We start from the raw sequence: 18,768 nt of genomic DNA, 5'->3' as shown, positions 1-18,768 counted from the left end.
GCTTCTGCTCGCTCACCCGAGCTTCACCGCCATCAGCGCTGCCACCACGACGAGCGCACCTCCGAGGATCGTCAATGCGTACGACCGGACGAAACCGGTCTGGAGCCGGCGCAGCCGGCTGGAGCTGCCGCCCACGATCGCGGCCAGGCCGGTGACGATGCCGTCCACGCCCTTGCCGTCCATGAAGACCGCCGCCCGGGTCAGCAGCTTGCCGGGCAGTTCGAAGAGCGTCTCGTTGAGGACGTCCCCGTACAGGTTCTCCCGGGCGGCGCGGACGATCGCGGTCCGGGCCGGCTGCTCGGTCTCCGCGGTACCGCGGCGGAACAGCAGCCAGGAGATCACGACGCCGAGCAGCACCACGACGATGCTGATGCCGGTCATCAGCGCCTTGCTGTAGTGCACCGCCTCCGGCACCTCGGTGGTGCCGAACACCGGCTCCAGCCAGTCGGTGAACCCCCCGTACACCAGCAGGCCGCCGGCCGCGACCGAACCGATCGCGAGCAGGATCATCGGTACCTGCATGACCGCCGGCGACTCGTGTGGGTGCTCGATGTCGTCGGTCCACCGCTTCTTGCCGTGGAACGTCAGCACGAACAACCGGGTCATGTAGAACGCGGTCAGCCCGGCGCCGAGCAGGGCGGCCAGGCCGAACACCCAGCCCTGCCAGCCGCCGCGGGCGAACGCCGCCTCGATGATCGGGTCCTTGGAGAAGAAGCCGGACAGCGGCGGGATGCCGATGATGGCCAGGAAGCCGAGGCCGACGGTGATCCAGGTGACCTTCATGTACTTCCACAGGCCGCCGAAGCGGCGCATGTCGGTCTGGTCCTTCATCCCGTGCATCACCGAGCCGGCACCGAGGAACAGGCCGGCCTTGAAGAAGCCGTGGGCCAGCAGGTGCAGGATGCCCAGCGCGTAGGCGCCGCCGCCGAGGCCGACGGCGAGGAACATGTAGCCGATCTGGCTGACCGTCGAGTACGCCAGGACGCGCTTGATGTCGTCCTTCGCGCAACCGATGATGCACCCGAGCAGCAGGGTGAACGCGCCGACCGCGACCACGATGGTGGAGCCGATCGTGGTGGCGTCGAAGATCGGGTGCGCGCGGGCGATCAGGTAGACGCCGGCGGTGACCATCGTCGCGGCGTGGATCAGCGCCGACACCGGGGTCGGGCCCTCCATCGCGTCCGGCAGCCAGGCCTGCAGCGGGAACTGGCCGGACTTGCCGCAGGCACCGCCGAGCAGGCAGAGCGCGATCGCCAGGGTCACCCCGTGCGGCAGCGCGCCCACCCCGTTGAACACGGTGGCGAAGTCGGTGCTGCCCAGGTAGCCGAACATCAGGAACATCGCGACCAGGAAGGCGGCGTCACCGACCCGGTTCATCAGGAACGCCTTCTTGCCGGCGGTCGCCGCGCTCGGCCGGTCCTGGTACCAGGAGATCAGCAGGTACGACGCGACGCCGACGCCCTCCCATCCGATGAACGTCATCAGGAAGTTGTTGCCGAGCACCAGCAGCAGCATCGCCGCGGCGAACAGGTTGAAGTACCCGAAGAAGCGGCGCCGGCCCGGGTCCTCCTTCATGTAGCCGATCGCGTACACGTGGATCAGGAAGCCCACGCCGGTGATCAGCAGCGCGAAGGTCGCGGACAGCGGGTCGTACAGGATGCCCCAGTCGACCTTGTAGCCGCCGACCTGGATGAAGCTGCCGAGGTGCTCGGACACCGCCTTGTGTCCCAGCCCGCGCAGCGCGAAGAAGTACCAGACCGCGAGGACGAACGAGGCGCCGATGCTGGCGCAGCCGAGGATGTGCCCCCACCGGTCGGACCTGCGTCCGGCCAGCAGCAACACCACGGCGCTCGCCAACGGGATGGCGATCAGCAGCCACACGCTCGACAGCGCACCGCTCGCCGTCGCGTAATGCACCTGTTCAGCCAGTGCCGGCTCAGTCATCGAAATTCCTCAGTACTTCAGCAGGTTGGCGTCGTCGACGGAGGCGGAGCGCCTGGTCCGGAAGATCGACATGATGATCGCAAGCCCGACCACGACCTCCGCGGCGGCCACCACCATCACGAAGAACGCCATGATCTGACCGTCCAGGCTGCCGTTGATCCGGGCGAACGTGACCAGCGACAGGTTGCCCGCGTTCAGCATCAGCTCGATGCACATGAACACCACGATGGCGTTGCGGCGGATCAGCACGCCGACGGCGCCGATGCAGAACAGCGCCGCGGAGAGCACCAGGTAGTAGGTCGGGGTCACTGGTCGCCTCCGGTGAGGGTGTCCTTGGGCCGGGTGTCCTCGGCGGTCAGCTCGCGCGGCGGCACCAGCGGCGAGATGCTCCGCGCCGACTTCGTACCGTCCGGCAGGATCGCCGGGGTGGCCACCGAGTTGCTGTGCGCGAACACGCCGGGGCCGGTCTTCGGCGCCGGGTAGCTGCCCTCGGCGAACCGCTCCCGGGACAGTTCCTTCTGCGTCTTCTTCTCGCCCCGGCGCTGGACGTGCGCCAGCACCATCGCGCCGACCGCGGCGGTGATCAGCAGCGCCGAGGTGACCTCGAACGCGAACACGTACCGGGTGAACACCAGCGCGGCGAGGCCCGGCACGTTGCCGCCGTTCGCGTTGTTCGCCGTCTCCAGACCACGGGCGTCGACCGCGCCGAGGCCGCGGGCCAGGCCGGAGCCGAGCAGCAGCGCCAGCCCCAGGCCGATCAGGATGCCGGCGGTACGTTGCCCGCGCAGCGTCTCGATCAGCGAGTCGGAGACGTCCCGTCCGATCAGCATCAGCACGAACAGGAACAGCATCATGATGGCGCCGGTGTACACGATGATCTGCGCCATGCCGATGAACGGTCCGGCCTGGATGATGTAGAAGATCCCCAGGCAGAACATGGTCACCACGAGGAACAACGCCGAGTGCATCGCGTTGCGGGCGGCGACCATGCCGATCGCGCAGCCCAGCGCGATGATCCCGAGCACCCAGAACGACACCTTCTCGCCGGTACCCATGGCGCCCGGGCTGGCGACCGCGAGCAGGTGGGTGGCCAGCGGGTGGGCGAGCACGTGCGTCATGCCGCACCTCCGTTGCCCTGCTTCGCGGCGGTCTCGCGGGCGCTCTCCTGCTGCGGCGAGTACTCCGCGCCGGCCGAGGCGCCCGGGTTCTGCATGGCGCCGACGTAGTAGTCCTGCTCGTCGTCGCCCAGCCGCAGCGGGTGCGGCGGCTGCTCCATGCCCGGCAGCAGCGGCGCCAGCAACTGCTCCTTGGTGAAGATCAGGTCCTGCCGGCTGTCGTTGGCCAGCTCGTACTCGTTGCTCATGGTCAGCGAACGGGTCGGGCAGGCCTCGATGCACAGGCCGCAGAAGATGCAGCGCAGGTAGTTGATCTGGTACGTCCCGGCGTACCGCTCACCGGGCGAGTAGCGCTCCTCGTCGGTGTTGTCGGCACCCTCGACGTAGATCGCGTCGGCCGGGCAGGCCCACGCGCACAGCTCGCAGCCGACGCACTTCTCCAGCCCGTCCGGGTGCCGGTTCAGGATGTGCCGGCCGTGGTACCGGGGTGCCGTCGGCCGCATCTTCTCCGGGTACTTCTCGGTCACATGCGGCTTGAACATGTTCGCGAGGGAGACCCCGAAACCCTTGATGGGTTCGAACACGACTCATTCCTCCTTGCCGGACGTACCGGCCGAGCCCGTACCGGCCGAGCCACTGCCGCCGGCCGCACCGGGCGATTCGCTGGTACCGCTGGGCGCGCCGACGGTGGCCGCCTCGCGCTGTGCCTCGATCCGCTTGAGGTGCGGGTTCGGCGGCACGACCAGGTCGACCGGTGGGGTCGGATACCCGCCGACGCCGGTGTCGACCCTGCGTTTGGCCTGGGTCTTCTCGTCCTTCTCCTTCTCCGGCCAGAGCAGCACCAGCAGCAGCAACGTGACCACGATCCCGGCCAGCACCAGCCAGCGGGTCTGGTCGTAGTTGCGTGCGGTCAGCCGCAGCCCGGCGAGGATCAGGATCCACACCAGGTTGACCGGCATGAGGACCTTCCAGCCCAGCGACATCAGCTGGTCGTAGCGCACCCGGGGCAGCGTCGCCCGGATCCACACCAGTACGCCCATGAAGATGATCGTCTTGGCCAGGAACCAGACGATGGTGATCCAGCCGGAGTTCGCGCCGTCCCACAGCGAGATCGGCCACGGGGCGCGCCAGCCACCGAAGAACAGCGTCACGCACAGCGCGGAGATCGTCACCATCGCGATGTACTCGGCCAGGTAGAACATCGCGAACTTGAACGACGAGTACTCGGTGAGGTAGCCACCGGTCAGCTCCGACTCGCCTTCCGGCAGGTCGAACGGGGTCCGGTTGCCCTCACCGAGCGCCGAGATGAAGTAGATGATGAAGCTCGGCAGCAGCGGGATGAAGTACCAGGTCTTGATCTGGCCGTTGACGATCTCCGAGGTGGACATCGAGTGCGCGGTCATGAACACCGCGACCATCGACAGCCCCATCGCGACCTCGTACGAGATCATCTGCGCCGCGGCGCGCATCCCGCCGAGCAGCGGCCAGCTGGTGCCGGAGGCCCAGCCGGCGAGCACCGTGCCGTACACCGCCATCGACGACGCGGCGAGCACCACCAGTACCGCCACCGGCACGTCGCCGACCTGCAGCATGGTCGTGTGCCCGAACAGGCTGACCTGCGCGCCGATCGGGATCACCGCGAACGAGATGAACGCGACCGCGCCGGAGATGACCGGCGCGATGAAGTAGACCGGCTTGTCGGCCAGCGCGGGAATGATCTCTTCCTTGAACGCCAGCTTCAACCCGTCGAACAGCGACTGCAGCCAGCCGAAGCCGCGCGCCTTCCGGTTCGGCCCGGGACGCACCTGGAACGCGCCGATCACCTTGCGCTCGAACACGACCGCGAACAGGGTCAGCAGCAACAGCAGCACGAACGCGGCGACGACCTTGATCAGGACGATCCACCAGACGTCGTGCCCGAACCCAGCGGGCTGCCCCGCCTCGGCCAGCCGTACGAGGCCGGAGGTGTTCACTGGTCCTCCTCTGTGGACTGCGCGTGCCGGGCTCCGTGCCCTGCGCCGTCGGCGGTACTGTGCCCCGCGCCGTCACCGGTGCCGTGCCCCGCGCCGTCGCCGGCCTGCCGGGCACCGCCGTCGGTACGGATCGACACCACCGCGCCCGCGTCGGTGCCGAGGGTGCGGCGGACGGTGCTGCCGGCCGAGTTCGTCGGCAGCCACACCACCCGGTCGGGCATCGCGCTGATCCGCAGCGGCAGCGTGATCGCGCCGCGCTCGGTCGAGACGGTGACCTGCGCGCCGTCCTGCGCGCCGATCTCCGCCGCGGTCGCCGCGGACAGCCGCACCACCGCGGGCCGGGCCGTACCGGCCAGGAACTCCGCGTTGTCCTGCAGGCTGCCCAGGTCGAGCAGGTGGTGCCAGCTGGCCAGCACGGCCTGCCCGGCGTCGGGCTTCGGCAGCTCGGCGGCCGGGTAGCTCGGCGGCGTCGGCCGCACCTCGTGCGCCGGCAGCCCGGCCAGCTCGGCCCGGATCCGCCGCGGGTCGCCGGTGCCGAGGGCGATGCCCATCTCGTCGGCGATCGAGTTCAGCACCCGGGCGTCGGTCATCGCGCCGGTGGACAGCACCGTGTCGAAGATCCGCAGCCGGCCCTCCCAGTTCAGGAACGAACCGGCCTTCTCGACGACCGGCGCCACCGGCAACACCACGTTCGCGTGCTGCGGCACCCAGCCGTCCCGCAGTTCCAGCGAGACCAGGAAGCCGACCGCCTCCATCGCCTGCTCGGCGGCGGCCGGGTCGGGCAGGTCGCCCGGGTCGACGCCGCCGACGACCAGCCCGGCCAGCTGCCCGGTGGCCGCCGCGACCAGCATCTCCGCGGTGTCGCGGCCCGGCGCGGACGGCAGCGAGTCGACCCCCCAGTACGAGGCGAGCTCGACCCGGCCGCTCAGATCCGAGACCGGCCGCGCGCCCGGCAGCAGCGTCGGCAGGCAGCCGGCGTCCACCGCGCCGCGGTCACCGGCCCGGCGCGGCACCCAGGCCAGCCGGGCGCCGGTGGTGTCGGCCAGCAGCGCCGCCGCGGACAGCCCGCCGGGCACCGCCGCCAGCCGCTCGCCGACCAGGATGATCGCCCCGTCGGTACGCACCGCGGAACGGGCCTGCTCGGCCTCCGCGGACGGCCCGATCGCGTCGCCGGCCAGCGCGGTCAGCAGCTCCGCCTCGCCGCCCGGTACGACCGGCAGCAGGGTGCCGTTCGCCTTGGTCACGCCCGGGCTCGCGAACGGCTGCACCGAGAACAGGCGCAGGCCGTGCTTGCGGTTTCCCTTGCGCAGCCGCAGGAACAGCGACGGCGCCTCCTCCTCGGCCTCCAGGCCGACCAGCAGCACCGCCGGCGCCTGCTCGACGTCGGTGTAGGTCACGCCGCCGTTGTTCGGGCTGACCCCGGCCGCGTAGTCGGCCAGGAACGCGGTCTCCTCGGCCGAGTGCGGTCGCACCCGGAAGTCCACGTCGTTGGTGGCAAGCGCCACCCGGGCGAACTTCGCGTACGCGTAGGCGTCCTCGACGGTGACCCGGCCGCCGGTCAGCACCCCGACCCCGCCGTTGTCCCGGGCGGCGGCGAGCCCCTCGGCCGCCACCAGCAGCGCCTCGGACCAGCTGGTCTCGCGCAGCGTGCCGTCCTCGTCCCGGACCCGCGGGTAGACCAGCCGGTCGCTGCCGTTGGCGTACCGGAAGGCGAACCGGGTCTTGTCGCTGATCCACTCCTCATTGACCGCGCTGTCCTCACCGGACAGCCGGCGCATCACGCTGCCGCGCCGGTGGTCGACCCGGATCGCGTCGCCGCCGGCGTCGTGCTCGTTGATCGACGGCGTGCTCACCAGGTCGAACGGCCGGGAGTGGAACCGGTAGTCCGAGCCGGTCAGCGCGCCGACCGGGCAGATCTGGATGGTGTTGCCGGAGTAGTACGAGTTGAACGGGTCGCCGGAGGTGTTCGTCGCGGCGTGGTCGCCCTCGAGGTACGGCGTGTCGGAGAAGACGCCGATCTGCTCGGCGGCGCCGCGCTCCATCAGGTCGATGAACGGGTCGCCGGCGATCTCCTCGGAGAACCGGGTGCAGCGCTGGCACAGCACGCAACGCTCCCGGTCGAGCAGCACCTGGGTGGAGATCGCGAGCGGCGTCGGGTACTTCCGCTTCTCCTCCACGAACCGGGAGTCCGACCGGCCGTTGGACATCGCCTGGTTCTGCAGCGGGCACTCGCCGCCCTTGTCGCAGATCGGGCAGTCCAGCGGGTGGTTGATCAGCAGGAACTCCATGATCCCCTCCTGGGCCTTCCTGGCCACCGGAGAGGTCAACTGCGTCTTCACCACCATGCCGTCGGTGCAGGTGGTGGTGCAGGAGGTCATCGGCTTGCGCTGGCCCTCCACCTCGACCAGGCACTGCCGGCAGGCGCCGGCCGGGTCGAGCAGCGGGTGGTCGCAGAACCGCGGGATCGCGATGCCCAGCGCCTCGGCGGCCCGGATCACCAGGGTGCCCTTGGGCACGGTGGTCTCGATGCCGTCGATGGTGAGCGTGACCGTCTCGACGATCTCGCCGTCCTTCTGCTGCGTGACGGTCATGTCAGTGCGCTCCCACGAGTTCGCGAGCGTCGAGCAGCGGCTTCTTACGCCCCTCGATGTAGTCCAGGTAGTCCTGCTTGAAGTACTTGATCGACGAGGTCACCGGGGAGGTGGCGCCGTCGCCCAGCGCGCAGAACGACCGGCCGAGCAGGTTGTCGCACGCGTCCAGCAGGGTGTCGAGGTCGTCGTAGGTGCCCGCGCCGGACAGGATGCGGCGCAGGATCCGCGCCATCCAGTAGTTGCCCTCCCGGCAGGGGGTGCACTTGCCGCACGACTCGTGCGCGTAGAACTCGATCCACCGGTACGTGGCGTAGACCGGGCAGTCCTGGTCGGAGAAGATCTGCGTCGCCGTGGTGCCCAGCATCGAGCCCTGCGCCGCCACCGAGTCGAAGTCCAGCGGGACGTCCAGGTGCTCGGCGGTGAACAGCGGCGTCGAGGAGCCGCCCGGGGTCCAGAACTTCAGCTCGTGGCCGGGCTGCATCCCGCCGCACAGCTCCAGCAGCTCGCGCAGCGTGATGCCCATCGTGCACTCGTACTGGCCCGGGTTCACGACCCGGCCGGACAGCGAGTAGATCATCGGGCCGGACGACTTCTCGGTACCCATCTGGCGCCACCAGTCGACGCCGCCGAGCACGATGTACGGCACCGAGGCGATGGTGCCGACGTTGTTCACCACGGTCGGCGACGAGTAGAGCCCGTGCGTCGCCGGGAACGGCGGCTTCAGCCGCGGCTGGCCGCGGAAGCCCTCCAGCGAGTCCAGCAGCGCCGTCTCCTCGCCGCAGATGTACGCGCCGGCGCCGCTGTGCACGACCAGCTCCACGTTGAGGCCGGTACCGAGGATGTTGCGGCCCAGGTAGCCCCGCGCGTACGCCTCGGCGACCGCGTGCCGCAGCCGCCGCGCGGCGTGCACCGCCTCGCCGCGGATGTAGATGTACGCCCGCTCGGCCCGGATCGCGTAGCAGGTGATGACGATGCCCTCGATCAGCGCGTGCGGATCGTTCATCATCATCGGCAGGTCCTTGCAGGTACCCGGCTCGCCCTCGTCGGCGTTGACCACCAGGTAGTGCGGCTTGCCGTCGTTCTGCGGGATGAACGACCACTTCAGCCCGGTCGGGAAGCCGGCGCCACCGCGGCCACGCAGGCCGGAGTCCTTCACCAGGGCGATCAGGTCGTCCGGGTGCGACTTCAGCGCCTTCTTCAGGCCCAGGTAGCCGTCGAGCTTCTCGTACGTGTTGATCCGCCACGCGTCCGGCGACAGCCAGCGCTTGGTGAGCACCGGGGTGAGCTTCTGCAACACCTCTGGAGAGGGGCTCATGCCTACTTACCCTCCTTCGAGGGGATCGGTGTGTTCGGGTCGAAGCCCGGCACCGAGATGTCGTTGTCGGCGGCCAGCCGGATGCCGCGCAGCGTCGGCTCGCCGGTCGCGTTGTCGGCGACCGCACCGGGCCGGCCGTCGCCGTACCCGGCGAGCTGCTCGCCGATGCCGGCCAGCCCGGCCGGCTCCGCACCCCGGTCCGGGTGCGGCACCTCGCCGGCCTGCAGCCGCTGCACGATCTCCAGCCCCTTGGCCTCGTCGACGTTGTTGTAGAACTCGTAGTCGACGGTCAGCACCGGCGCGTAGTCGCAGGCGGCCAGGCACTCGGCGTGCTCCAGCGTGATCGTGCCGTCCTCGGTGGTCTCCTCGTGCCCCACCCCGAGGTGCTTCGACAACGCCTGGTAGGTCTTGTCGCCGCCCATCATCCCGCACAGCGTGTTGGTGCAGACGCTGACCAGGTGGTTGCCGGTCCGGCCACGCTTGTACATGGTGTAGAAGGTGGCCACGGCGCCGACCTGGGCCCGGGTGATGCCGAGCTGCTCGGCGCAGAACCGGATGCCGTCCGGCGTCACCTTGCCTTCCACCGACTGCACCAGATGCAGCAGCGGCAGCAGCGCGGAGCGCTCCCGCCCCTCCGGGAAGCGCGCCCTGATCTCGGCCGCGCGACCCCGGTTCTCCTCGGTGTCCAGCTCTTCGTACGACATCAACGATCAACCCCACCCATGACCGGGTCCAGAGAGGCGCCACCGGCGACCACGTCGGCGAGCAGGCCGCCCTCGGAGATCGCGGGCAGCGCCTGCAGGTTCACGAAGCTGGGTTCGCGCACGTGTACGCGGTAGGGCCGGGTGCCGCCGTCGGACACGGCGTGGCAGCCGATCTCGCCGCGCGGCGACTCGATCGACGTGTACACCTGGCCGGCCGGTACCCGGAAGCCCTCGGTGACCAGCTTGAAGTGGTGGATCAGGGCCTCCATCGACTGGCCCATGATCTTCGCGACGTGGGACAGCGAGTTGCCCATCCCGTCGGTACCGATCGCGAGCTGCGCCGGCCACGCGATCTTCTTGTCCTCGACCATCACCGGGCCCGGCTCCAGCCGGTCCAGCACCTGCTGGACGATCTTCAGCGACTCCTGGCACTCGTGCCACCGGACCATCCAGCGCCCGTACACGTCGCAGGTGGTCTCGGTCGGCACCTCGAAGTCGAACTCGTCGTAGCCCAGGTAGGGCATGGTCTTGCGCAGGTCCCACGGCAGACCGGCGGAGCGCAGCACCGGGCCGGTGACGCCCAGCGCGAGACAGCCCGACACGTCCAGGTAGGCGACGCCCTTGGTACGGGCGTGCAGCACCGGCTGGCCGTTCATCAGGTTCTCGTACTGCTTGAGCCGCTTCGGCATCACCTTGAGGAACTCGCGGATCGCGTCGATCGCGTCCTGGGTGACGTCCTGCGCGACGCCGCCGGGCCGCACGTACGCCATGTTCATCCGCAGCCCGGTGATCAGCTCGAAGATCTCCAGGATCATCTCGCGCTCACGGAACCCGATGATCATCATCGTGGTGGCGCCGAGCTCCATGCCGGTGGTGGCGAACCAGACCAGGTGCGAGGCGATCCGGTTGAGCTCCAGCATCAGCACCCGGATCAGCCGGGCCCGCTCGGTGATCTCGACCCCGAGCAGCTTCTCGACCGCCAGGCAGTACACGGTCTCGTTGGCCACCGGCGACAGGTAGTCGGCGCGGGTGACGAACGTGGAGCCCTGCGTCCAGGTGCGGTACTCCATGTTCTTCTCGATGCCGGTGTGCAGGTAGCCGATCACCGGACGAACGTCGGTGACCGTCTCCCCCTCCATCTCCAGCACCAGCCGCAGCACGCCGTGCGTGGACGGGTGCTGCGGGCCCATGTTGATGACCAGCTTCTCGTGGTGCAGCGGGTCGTCGGAGCCGACGATGGTGTCCCAGTCGCCGCCGGTGACGGTGTAGACCTTGCCCTCGGTGGTGTCCCGCGCGGTCGCCGCGAACGGGTCCTTGGCCGAAGCCCGGCTCGACGTTGAATGCTCGGTCACTTGTACTGCCTCCGCTCGTCCGGCGGTGGGATCTCGGCGCCCTTGTACTCCACCGGAACCCCGCCCAGCGGGTAGTCCTTGCGCTGCGGGTGGCCCTCCCAGTCGTCCGGCATCAGGATCCGGGTCAGGTTGGGATGGCCGTCGAAGATCACGCCGTACATGTCGTAGGTCTCCCGCTCCTGCCAGTCGGCGGTCGGGTACACCTTCGTCACCGACGGCACGTGCGGGTCGTCGACGCTCACCGCGACCTCCAGCCGCACCCGGCGCCGGAACGTCATCGACAGCAGGTGGTACGTGACGTGCAGCCGCCGCGCCTCACCCAGGTAGTCGGTGCCGGACACGTCGGAGCAGAACTCGTACCGCAGGGCCGGGTCGTCCCGCATGGTCTGGCAGACCTGCGCGATGAACTCGGGCCGGATGTGGATGGTCAGCTCGTCGCGGTCCACGGTGACCGCCTCGACCGCGGCGTCGAACTGCGGGAACGCCGCGGCGAGCGCGTCGACCGTCTCGTCGAAGTAGGACCCGTACGGCCGCTCCGCCGGTGCCGCGGTCGGGCGGCGGCGCACCAGCCCGCCCATCCCGGAGGTGTCGCCGGAGCCGATCACGCCGAACATGCCGTGCTGCACCGGATTGCTGGTCGGCGCGCCGCCACCGGAGACCATCTCGTCCAGGTCGTCGGTGGCCTGCAGCCGGTCGATGCTGTCGGTCGGGTGCTTGACCGGCAACGGATCCGGCTCGCCGGCCGCCGCGTGGCCCGGGTAGACCTTCTCGTCGGCCGGGCCCTCGGACACGTCCGTGCTCTGCGGCATCCGCTCGCCGGCGGGCTTGGCGTCGGCGGACGGCTTGTCCTCCGCAGGATGCGGAAGCTTCTCGTCGGCCACGACTATCCCTTCCACCGGTCGCGCGCCACCGGCGCCTTGTCGTCGTTCTCGTGCATCCAGTTCTCGATCCGCAGCTGCTCCTCGCGGCCCTCGGCCGCGGCGGCGGTCCACTGCCGGCGCTTCGCCTTGTTGTACCGGTAGCTCGACGGCATCGTGCCGGGCCGCACCGCGGGCGCCGGCTCGGTCAGCGCCTTCTCCGCCAGCTCCAGCCGGCGCTTCTCGCCCAGCGGCTCGTGCATGATCTTCTCGTGCAGCTTGAGGATCGCGTCGAGCAGCATCTCCGGCCGCGGCGGGCAGCCCGGCAGGTACATGTCCACCGGTACGACGTGGTCCACACCCTGCACGATGGCGTAGTTGTTGAACATGCCGCCGGAGCTCGCGCACACGCCCATCGACAGCACCCATTTCGGGTCGGCCATCTGGTCGTAGATGCGGCGCAGCACCGGGGCCATCTTCTGGCTCACCCGGCCGGCGACGATCATCAGGTCGGCCTGCCGCGGCGAGGCGCGGAACACCTCCATGCCCCAGCGGCCGGTGTCGTAGCGGGCCGCGCCGGTGGTCATCATCTCGATCGCGCAGCAGGCCAGGCCGAACTGCGCCGGCCACATCGACGACCGGCGTACGACGTTCACCAGCTTCTCGACCGAGACCAGCAGGATGCCGGGCAGGTTCTCTTCTAGGCCCATGTCGTCACGCCCCCTCAGTCCCAGTCCAGCCCACCGCGTCGCCACACGTAGGCGTACGCGATGAACACCGTGACGATGAACAGCACCATCTCCACGAAGCCGAAGAAGCCGAGCATGTCGTACGACACGGCCCACGGGTACAGGAAGATGATTTCGATGTCGAAGACGATGAACAGCATCGCCGTGATGTAGTACTTGACCGGGAACCGGCCGGTCGGCGCGGGAGCGGGCTCGATCCCGCACTCGTAGGCCTCCATCTTCGCCCGGTTGTAACGCTTCGGGCCGACGAACGGCGCGATCGTGCAGGAGAAGAGCGCGAACAGGCCGCCGAGGACGAACAGCCCCGCAATCGGCACGTACGGCGCGATCGACATCGCCTTGTCTCCAGTTCCCGGCGCACCGCGAGGGCGCGCACGTCCACCTATTGCGATCTCTTCAAAACCGACTCACCCTATTGCGGGTCGGCGTCCGCCCTGCTATCGGGGGTGCGCCGGGCCCGCGATCCGGCCCTACACCGCGGGCGCGACGCGGGTCAGCGTGTTGATGATCCGGTCCATCGCGTCACCCCCACGAGGGTCGGTGAGATTTGCCAGCAGTTTGAGTACGAACCGCATCAGCATCGGGTGCGGCATGCCGTGCCGGGTGCAGAGCTTCATCACGTCCGGGTTGCCGATCAGCTTCACGAACCAGCCGCCCAGCCGGTAGTAGCCGCCGTACCGGTGGGACAGCTCGCGCGGGTACCACCGGAGCATCCGCTCGCGGGCCGGGCCGGACCGCGCGGACAGCGCCTGCGCGGCGACGTCGGCGGCCAGCTCGCCGGACTCCATCGCGTACGCGATGCCCTCGCCGTTGAACGGGTTGACCATGCCGGCGGTGTCGCCGATCAGCATCACCCCGCGGGTGTAGTGCGGCACCCGGTTGAACCCCATCGGCAGCGCGGCGCCGCGCACCGGCCCGGTCGCGTACTGCTCGTCGTTGAGCTGCCACTCGTCCGGGGTGCCGGCGAGCCAGTCGGTCAGCATGGTGCGGTAGTTCGCCTGGCCGAAGCTGGCCGACGAGTTGAGCACGCCGAGGCCGACGTTGACCCGGCCGTCACCGAGACCGAAGATCCACCCGTACCCGGGCAGCAGGGTGTCCTTGCTGCTGTCCCGGCCGTCCCGCAGCTCCAGCCAGGACTCCAGGTAGTCGTCGTTGGTGCGGGACGGGCTGTCGTAGTAGCGCCGCACCGCGACGCCGATCGGCCGGTCGTCGCGCTTCGCGATGCCCAGCGACAGCGCGAACCGGCCGGACACCCCGTCCGCGGCGATCACCAGCGGGGCGCGGAACTCGACCGGCTTCTTGTCCTTGCCGACGGTCGCGGTGACCCCGACGACCCGGCCGGCGGTGTTGGTGATCGGCCCGGTGACGGTGGTCGAGGTACGCAGCCGCACGCCGGCGCCGACCGCCCGGGCGGACAGGATCTCGTCGAAGTCGAGCCGGGTCCGGGTCAGCCCGAACTCGGGGTAGCTGGCCAGGTCGGGCCAGTCGAGCTGCAGCTTGATGCCGCCGCCGATGACCCGCAGGCCGCGGTTGCGCACCCAGCCCGGCGCGTCGATGTCGACGCCCATCTTGATCAGCTGCTTGACCGAACGGGGGGTCATCCCGTCGCCGCAGACCTTCTCCCGGGGGAACTCGCTCTTCTCCAGCTGGAGCACGTCGAGCCCGTGCTGCGCCAGGTAGTAGGCGGCGGCCGAGCCGCCCGGGCCGGCGCCGACGACGATCACGTCGGCGGAGCCGCCGGTCTCCTCGGCGGAGCCGAGCGGCTTCTCCTCGGCGACGGTTGCGGTCACGGCAGCGGCGTCGGCCGCGGTCGCGGCCGGTGCCGCCTCGTGGCGGGCACTGCCGGCGTCGGTCACGATGACCTCTCAAACGAACGATCGATGGGGGCGATCGGGCCGCTTGTGAAGACTTTCACGAGCGCCGATGCCGAGTCTAGGACGGACAGCGGGAGCACGGCCGGTTAGGCCTACCTAACTTCGACCCGGAGCAGCCCGCGGCCGCCCTGCCCCCACGAACCGCGGACCGCGCATCCACGTCGATGCGACCTGCGGTTCCCCCTCACCATGTCATCACCGGGACGCCGCCCCGCACACGGGTACGGTCCGCCGGCCGCGCCGGCACCGTCGCACACCGGTCCGTCACGGCCGGACCGCGCGATGCAGCGTCACATCCGGTCCGTCACGGCCGGACCGCGCGGTGCAGCGTCACGATCCCGTCCAGAAGATTGCGCCACGCGACCTGACCCCAACCCGCGGTACCGATCCGGTGCGCGAGCTCCGCCTGCCCCGGCCAGTCCCGGATCGACTCGGCGAGATAGACGTACGCATCCGGATTGGACGAGACCCGCCGGGCGACCCGGGGCAACGCCGCCATCAGGTACTCCTCGTACACCAACCGGAACGGAGCGAACGTGGGGTGGCTGAACTCCGCCACCACCAGCCGGCCGCCCGACCGGGTCACCCGGGCCATCTCGGCCAGCGCCGCGTCGATGTCGGCGACGTTGCGCAGCCCGTACGAGATGGTCACCGCGTCGAAGCTGTGGTCGGCGAACGGCAGCGCCATCGCGTCACCGGCCACCATCGGTACCGAGCGGCCACGCTGCCGGCCGGTCCGCAGCATGCCCTGGGAGAAGTCCGCCGCCACCACCGTCGCGCCCGACCGGGACAGCTCGACGGTCGACACCCCGGTCCCGGCCGCCAGGTCGAGGCATCTGTCGCCCGGCCCGAGCCGCAACGCCCGCCGGGTCGCCTGCCGCCACCACCGGTCCATGCCGAAGGTCATCACGGTGTTGGTCAGGTCGTACCGGTCGGCGACGCCGTCGAACATCGCGGCCACCTCGTGCGGCTGCTTGTCCAGGCCCGCCCGGCCCACAGGAGACTCGATCACGTCGACCACTCTCGCAGACCGCACCGGCACCCGCGCCGGACGGTCGAACATCGAGTACCCGGAGCGGTCGGTCACCGAAGGCGGTGCCGAGTGCCCTCCCGCGGTCGACGCCGGCAGGCGGGCCGCAGGGGCTGCGGGGGACCTCGCGATCGGCTGCGCCGGGCCCGTCCACCCGCTCGCCCGATCGAAGGCCCCCCGACCGCCTCTCAGCGCAGCAGGGACAGGTCGATCGCGTCCGCCATCGCCCGGTAGCCGGCGTCGCTCGGGTGCAGGTGGTCACCGCTGTCGTACGCCGGCAGCAGCCGGCTCGGGTCGCTCGGATCGGCGGTGGCCCGGTCGAAGTCGATCACCCCGTCGAACGCGCCGCTGGTCCGGATCCACTGGTTGAGCGCCTGCCGCTGCTGCTCGCCGAACGCGGTCCCGTAGTCGCCGCCGTACTGCCCGTTCGAGCCGCCGAACGGCGTCAGCGTGGCGCCGATGATCCGCACCCCGTGCGCGTGCGCGCGGGCGATCAACTGCTCGTCCCCGGCGATCAGCTGCTCGGCGGTGGCGGACGCCGCACCGATGTCGTTGATGCCCTCCAGCACGATCACGTCACGCACCCCGGCCACCTCGAACACGTCGCGGTCCAGCCGGTGCAGCGCGCTCGGCCCGTACCGCACCGGTACCCGGTCCTGGAGGATCTCGTTGCCGCTGATGCCGGCGTTCGCCACCGACAGGGTGCGGCCGGGTCGGGCGTCGAGCCGGCGGGCCAGGCCGTTCGGCCAGCGACTGTCGGTGTTGCGGGTGGACGCGGTGCCGTCGGTGATCGAGTCGCCGAGCGTGACGACGGTACCGGCGACCCGGTGCGCGGCGGTCACGTCCACCGCGTCGAGGAACAGCGAACAGTCGATCGTCGTGTCGTACCCGCCGGCACCGGCCGACGTGGCGTCGCCCGCGCCGAGGTAGCTGTCCTGCAGGCCGCGCGGGTGCTGGGTGGCCGGGCCGGTAGCGTCGGGCAGGTAGACGCTGACCGCCAGCTGGTGCAGCGCCGGTACGGACAGCCGGACCGGGTCGCTGACGATCCGCTCGCCGGCCGGGATCGTCACCGCGCGCCGCCCGTGGAAGGTGACGCCCCGGGTCGTGCCGGGCACGGTGTCGGCGCCGGCACCGCGCAGCGCGAGGGTGGCCCGCCCGACGTGCAACGGCGTCGTGCCGAACACGTTGGTCAGCCGGATCCGGACCCGGTCGCCGCCGGTGGCGGCGGTCAGCACGTCGCGCACGGTCTGGTCGGTCAGCCCGGTATGGGCGGGGCAGTCGGCCGCGTCGGTCGACGCCTGGGTCGAACTCGCCTCCCAGGCCGCCACCCAGTGCGGTCGGGGCCCGGCGTTCGCCGGCGCGGCCACCGCGATCGGGGCCAGCACGGCGGGGACCACGGCCAGGGTTCCGAGCAGGGTACGGATCGCAGTTCTTCGCAGCACGACGGGATCCTCTCGTTATCTTCCGATATCGATAACAAGGGATCATGTCGTTGTGAACACGCCTTGTCCAGATCCATGCCGGCATTCGGGACCGACCGGCCCCCCGGCGGCCCCGGCGCGCGGCGCCCGGACGGCACGGCGCGCGGAGCCCGGACGGCACGGCGCGCAGCGCCCGGACGGCACGGCGCGCGGCGAGCGCGCCCCGCTGCCGACCGGACGCCAGCGTCCGTCAGGTCAGCAGGGAGAGGTCGACGGCGTCGCCCATCGCCTGGTAGCCGGCGACGCCCGGGTGCAGGTGGTCGCCGCTGTCGTACGCCGGCAGCATCCGGCTCGGGTCGGCCGGGTCGGCGACCACCCGGTCGAAGTCGACGACCGCGTCGAACGCCCCGCCGGTACGGATCCAGTCGTTGAGCGCGCGCCGCTGCGCATCCCCGTACGCGGTGCCGTAGTCGCCGCCGAACTTCGCGTTCGAGCCGACGAACGGGGTCAGCGTGGCGCCGACGACCCGGATGCCGCGGGCGTGCGCGGCCGCGATGATGCGCCGGTCCGCGGCGATCAGCTCCGCCGCGGACGCGCTGTCCGCGCCGATGTCGTTGATCCCCTCCAGCAGGATCATCGTGCGCACCCCGGTCACGCCGAACACGTCCCGGTCCAGCCGGTGCAGCGCGCTCTCGCCGTACTGGACCGGGACCCGGTCGACGAGGACCTCGTTGCCGCTGATCCCGGCGTTGGCCACGGACAGCGTCCGACCGGCCCGGCCGGACAGCCGCTGCGCCAGCTCGTCCGGCCAGCTGAAGATGGTGCCGCGCACCGAGGTGGTGCCGTCGGTGATCGAGTCGCCCAGCGTCACCACGGTGCCGGTGACCCGCCCGGTCGCCCGCACCTCGACCCGGTCGGTGAACATCGAGCAGCTCAGCACCTGGTACCCGGTGGCCGCCGGGTCGCCGGCCCGATCACCGCTGGCGAGGTACGCGCCCTGCCGACCCCACGGGTGCTGCGTGACCGGCCCGGTCGCGTCCGGCAGGTACACGCTGACCGCCAGCTGCTGCAGCGCCGGCACCGCCAGGCGCACCGGATCGCTGCGCAGGCTGGCGCCGGCCGGCACGGTCACCGCACCGTGGCCGTGGAAGGTGAGCCGGCGCATCGTGCCCGGCACCGCGTCGGCGGTCGCGCCGCGTACCGCGACGGTGGCCCGGCCGACGTGCAACGGCGCGGTGCCGAACCGGTTCGTCACGTCGATCCGCACCTCGTTGCCGCCGGCCGAGACCGTGGTCACGGTACGGACGGTCTGGTCGTGCAGCCCGCTGAACGCCGGGCAGCCGCTGGCGTCCTTCGCTGCCGTGGTCGAGCTCGCCGCCCACCCGGTCACCCAGTGCCTGGTCACGGCGCCCGGCCCGGCCTGCACGGCGAGTCGCGCCGGGCCGCGCTGCCCCGCCGCGCCGCCCGGCGCACCCGCGGCGTCCTGCGCGGCCGCCGGTACCGCCGGGACGACGACGGCCACCGCGAGCACCGCCGCGCCCGCCGCCGCCCGTAACGCGAACCGTCCAGCCACGGCCGTCCTCCTTCGCCCGCTACGCGAACTTCGCCGACACCGCCCGATACTGTCCTGCCGGCGGTCCGATGTCCAGATCGAGAGGCCAGCTACCGGCGTGCCGGGACCGCGACCCTCGGCGTCCTCGGCCCGCATCGGCCGCCGGCGTCCGCGGCCCGCATCGACCGCCGGCATGGTGGCCCGCTTCGGCCGTAGGCGTCCGCGGCCCGCTTCGGCCGCCCGCATGGTGGCCCGCTTCGACCGCCGGCGTCCGCGGCCCGCTTCGGCCGC

15 protein-coding genes and 1 pseudogene are annotated in these 18,768 nt (G+C 70.9%); all 16 read right to left on the bottom strand.

Translation table 11 applies throughout. The features are described 5' to 3' along the window. Positions 1-12: 12 nt before the first annotated feature. The 16 genes and pseudogenes from nuoL to NUM_RS04230 all read right to left on the bottom strand — a co-directional run bounded on the left by nuoL (position 13) and on the right by NUM_RS04230 (position 18,498). The gene (nuoL, locus tag NUM_RS04305; RefSeq protein WP_207123224.1) at positions 13-1,944 is read right to left on the bottom strand and encodes an NADH-quinone oxidoreductase subunit L; all 1,932 of its coding nucleotides are present in this window, start codon (positions 1,942-1,944) and stop codon (positions 13-15) included. A 9-nt stretch (positions 1,945-1,953) separates the two neighbouring features. After that, on the bottom strand, positions 1,954-2,253 hold the full coding sequence (gene nuoK, locus NUM_RS04300; protein WP_207123223.1) for an NADH-quinone oxidoreductase subunit NuoK: 300 nt from the start codon (positions 2,251-2,253) through the stop codon (positions 1,954-1,956). Further along, the gene (locus NUM_RS04295; protein ID WP_207123222.1) at positions 2,250-3,062 is read right to left on the bottom strand and encodes an NADH-quinone oxidoreductase subunit J; all 813 of its coding nucleotides are present in this window, start codon (positions 3,060-3,062) and stop codon (positions 2,250-2,252) included. Before NUM_RS04295 ends, nuoK begins: the two co-directional genes overlap by 4 nt. Beyond that, positions 3,059-3,643 (bottom strand): NADH-quinone oxidoreductase subunit NuoI, encoded by a 585-nt coding sequence (nuoI, locus tag NUM_RS04290; protein ID WP_263975103.1) that lies wholly within the window; start codon positions 3,641-3,643, stop codon positions 3,059-3,061. Before nuoI ends, NUM_RS04295 begins: the two co-directional genes overlap by 4 nt. A gap of 3 nt (positions 3,644-3,646) precedes the next feature. Further along, complete coding sequence (gene nuoH / locus NUM_RS04285; RefSeq protein ID WP_225918320.1) at positions 3,647-5,032, bottom strand: NADH-quinone oxidoreductase subunit NuoH; 1,386 nt, start codon at positions 5,030-5,032, stop codon at positions 3,647-3,649. Then, positions 5,029-7,623 carry an NADH-quinone oxidoreductase subunit G gene (locus tag NUM_RS04280; protein ID WP_207123221.1) on the bottom strand — a complete coding sequence of 865 codons (2,595 nt, stop codon included), beginning with the start codon at positions 7,621-7,623 and terminating at the stop codon, positions 5,029-5,031. Before NUM_RS04280 ends, nuoH begins: the two co-directional genes overlap by 4 nt. A gap of 1 nt (position 7,624) precedes the next feature. Further along, complete coding sequence (nuoF, locus tag NUM_RS04275) at positions 7,625-8,938, bottom strand: NADH-quinone oxidoreductase subunit NuoF (protein ID WP_207123220.1); 1,314 nt, start codon at positions 8,936-8,938, stop codon at positions 7,625-7,627. Between the two features lie 14 nt (positions 8,939-8,952). After that, a pseudogene (nuoE, locus tag NUM_RS04270) lies at positions 8,953-9,642 on the bottom strand (NADH-quinone oxidoreductase subunit NuoE); the annotation flags it as partial. After that, positions 9,642-10,994: an NADH-quinone oxidoreductase subunit D gene (locus NUM_RS04265; RefSeq protein ID WP_207123218.1), complete on the bottom strand. Its 1,353-nt coding sequence runs from the start codon at positions 10,992-10,994 to the stop codon at positions 9,642-9,644. The pseudogene nuoE and the gene NUM_RS04265, both read right to left, overlap by 1 nt. Beyond that, complete coding sequence (locus NUM_RS04260; RefSeq protein ID WP_207123268.1) at positions 10,991-11,656, bottom strand: NADH-quinone oxidoreductase subunit C; 666 nt, start codon at positions 11,654-11,656, stop codon at positions 10,991-10,993. The genes NUM_RS04265 and NUM_RS04260 overlap by 4 nt, the downstream gene beginning before the upstream one ends. Before the next feature lie 221 nt (positions 11,657-11,877). Further along, positions 11,878-12,561, bottom strand: a complete 684-nt coding sequence (locus tag NUM_RS04255; protein WP_030446642.1) for a NuoB/complex I 20 kDa subunit family protein — start codon at positions 12,559-12,561, stop codon at positions 11,878-11,880. A gap of 14 nt (positions 12,562-12,575) precedes the next feature. Next, positions 12,576-12,935 carry an NADH-quinone oxidoreductase subunit A gene (locus NUM_RS04250; RefSeq protein WP_030446641.1) on the bottom strand — a complete coding sequence of 120 codons (360 nt, stop codon included), beginning with the start codon at positions 12,933-12,935 and terminating at the stop codon, positions 12,576-12,578. A 135-nt stretch (positions 12,936-13,070) separates the two neighbouring features. Continuing rightward, on the bottom strand, positions 13,071-14,390 hold the full coding sequence (locus NUM_RS04245; RefSeq protein ID WP_207123267.1) for a geranylgeranyl reductase family protein: 1,320 nt from the start codon (positions 14,388-14,390) through the stop codon (positions 13,071-13,073). A gap of 388 nt (positions 14,391-14,778) precedes the next feature. After that, a complete protein-coding gene (locus NUM_RS04240) occupies positions 14,779-15,486 on the bottom strand; it encodes a demethylmenaquinone methyltransferase (protein ID WP_370466922.1) in 708 nt (235 codons plus the stop codon). 206 nt (positions 15,487-15,692) lie between these two features. Further along, positions 15,693-16,946, bottom strand: coding sequence for an SGNH/GDSL hydrolase family protein (locus NUM_RS04235; protein ID WP_207123217.1), 1,254 nt, complete (start codon positions 16,944-16,946; stop codon positions 15,693-15,695). Positions 16,947-17,175: 229 nt separating this feature from the next. Further along, positions 17,176-18,498, bottom strand: a complete 1,323-nt coding sequence (locus NUM_RS04230; RefSeq protein WP_207123216.1) for an SGNH/GDSL hydrolase family protein — start codon at positions 18,496-18,498, stop codon at positions 17,176-17,178. Between the last annotated feature and the right edge of the window lie 270 nt (positions 18,499-18,768).

It is taken from the genome of Actinocatenispora comari, assembly GCF_017312725.1.
Classification (GTDB): domain Bacteria; phylum Actinomycetota; class Actinomycetes; order Mycobacteriales; family Micromonosporaceae; genus Actinocatenispora; species Actinocatenispora comari.
The sequence above is the reverse complement of the archived record's forward strand: the minus strand, read 5'-3'. Positions and strand labels throughout refer to the sequence as shown.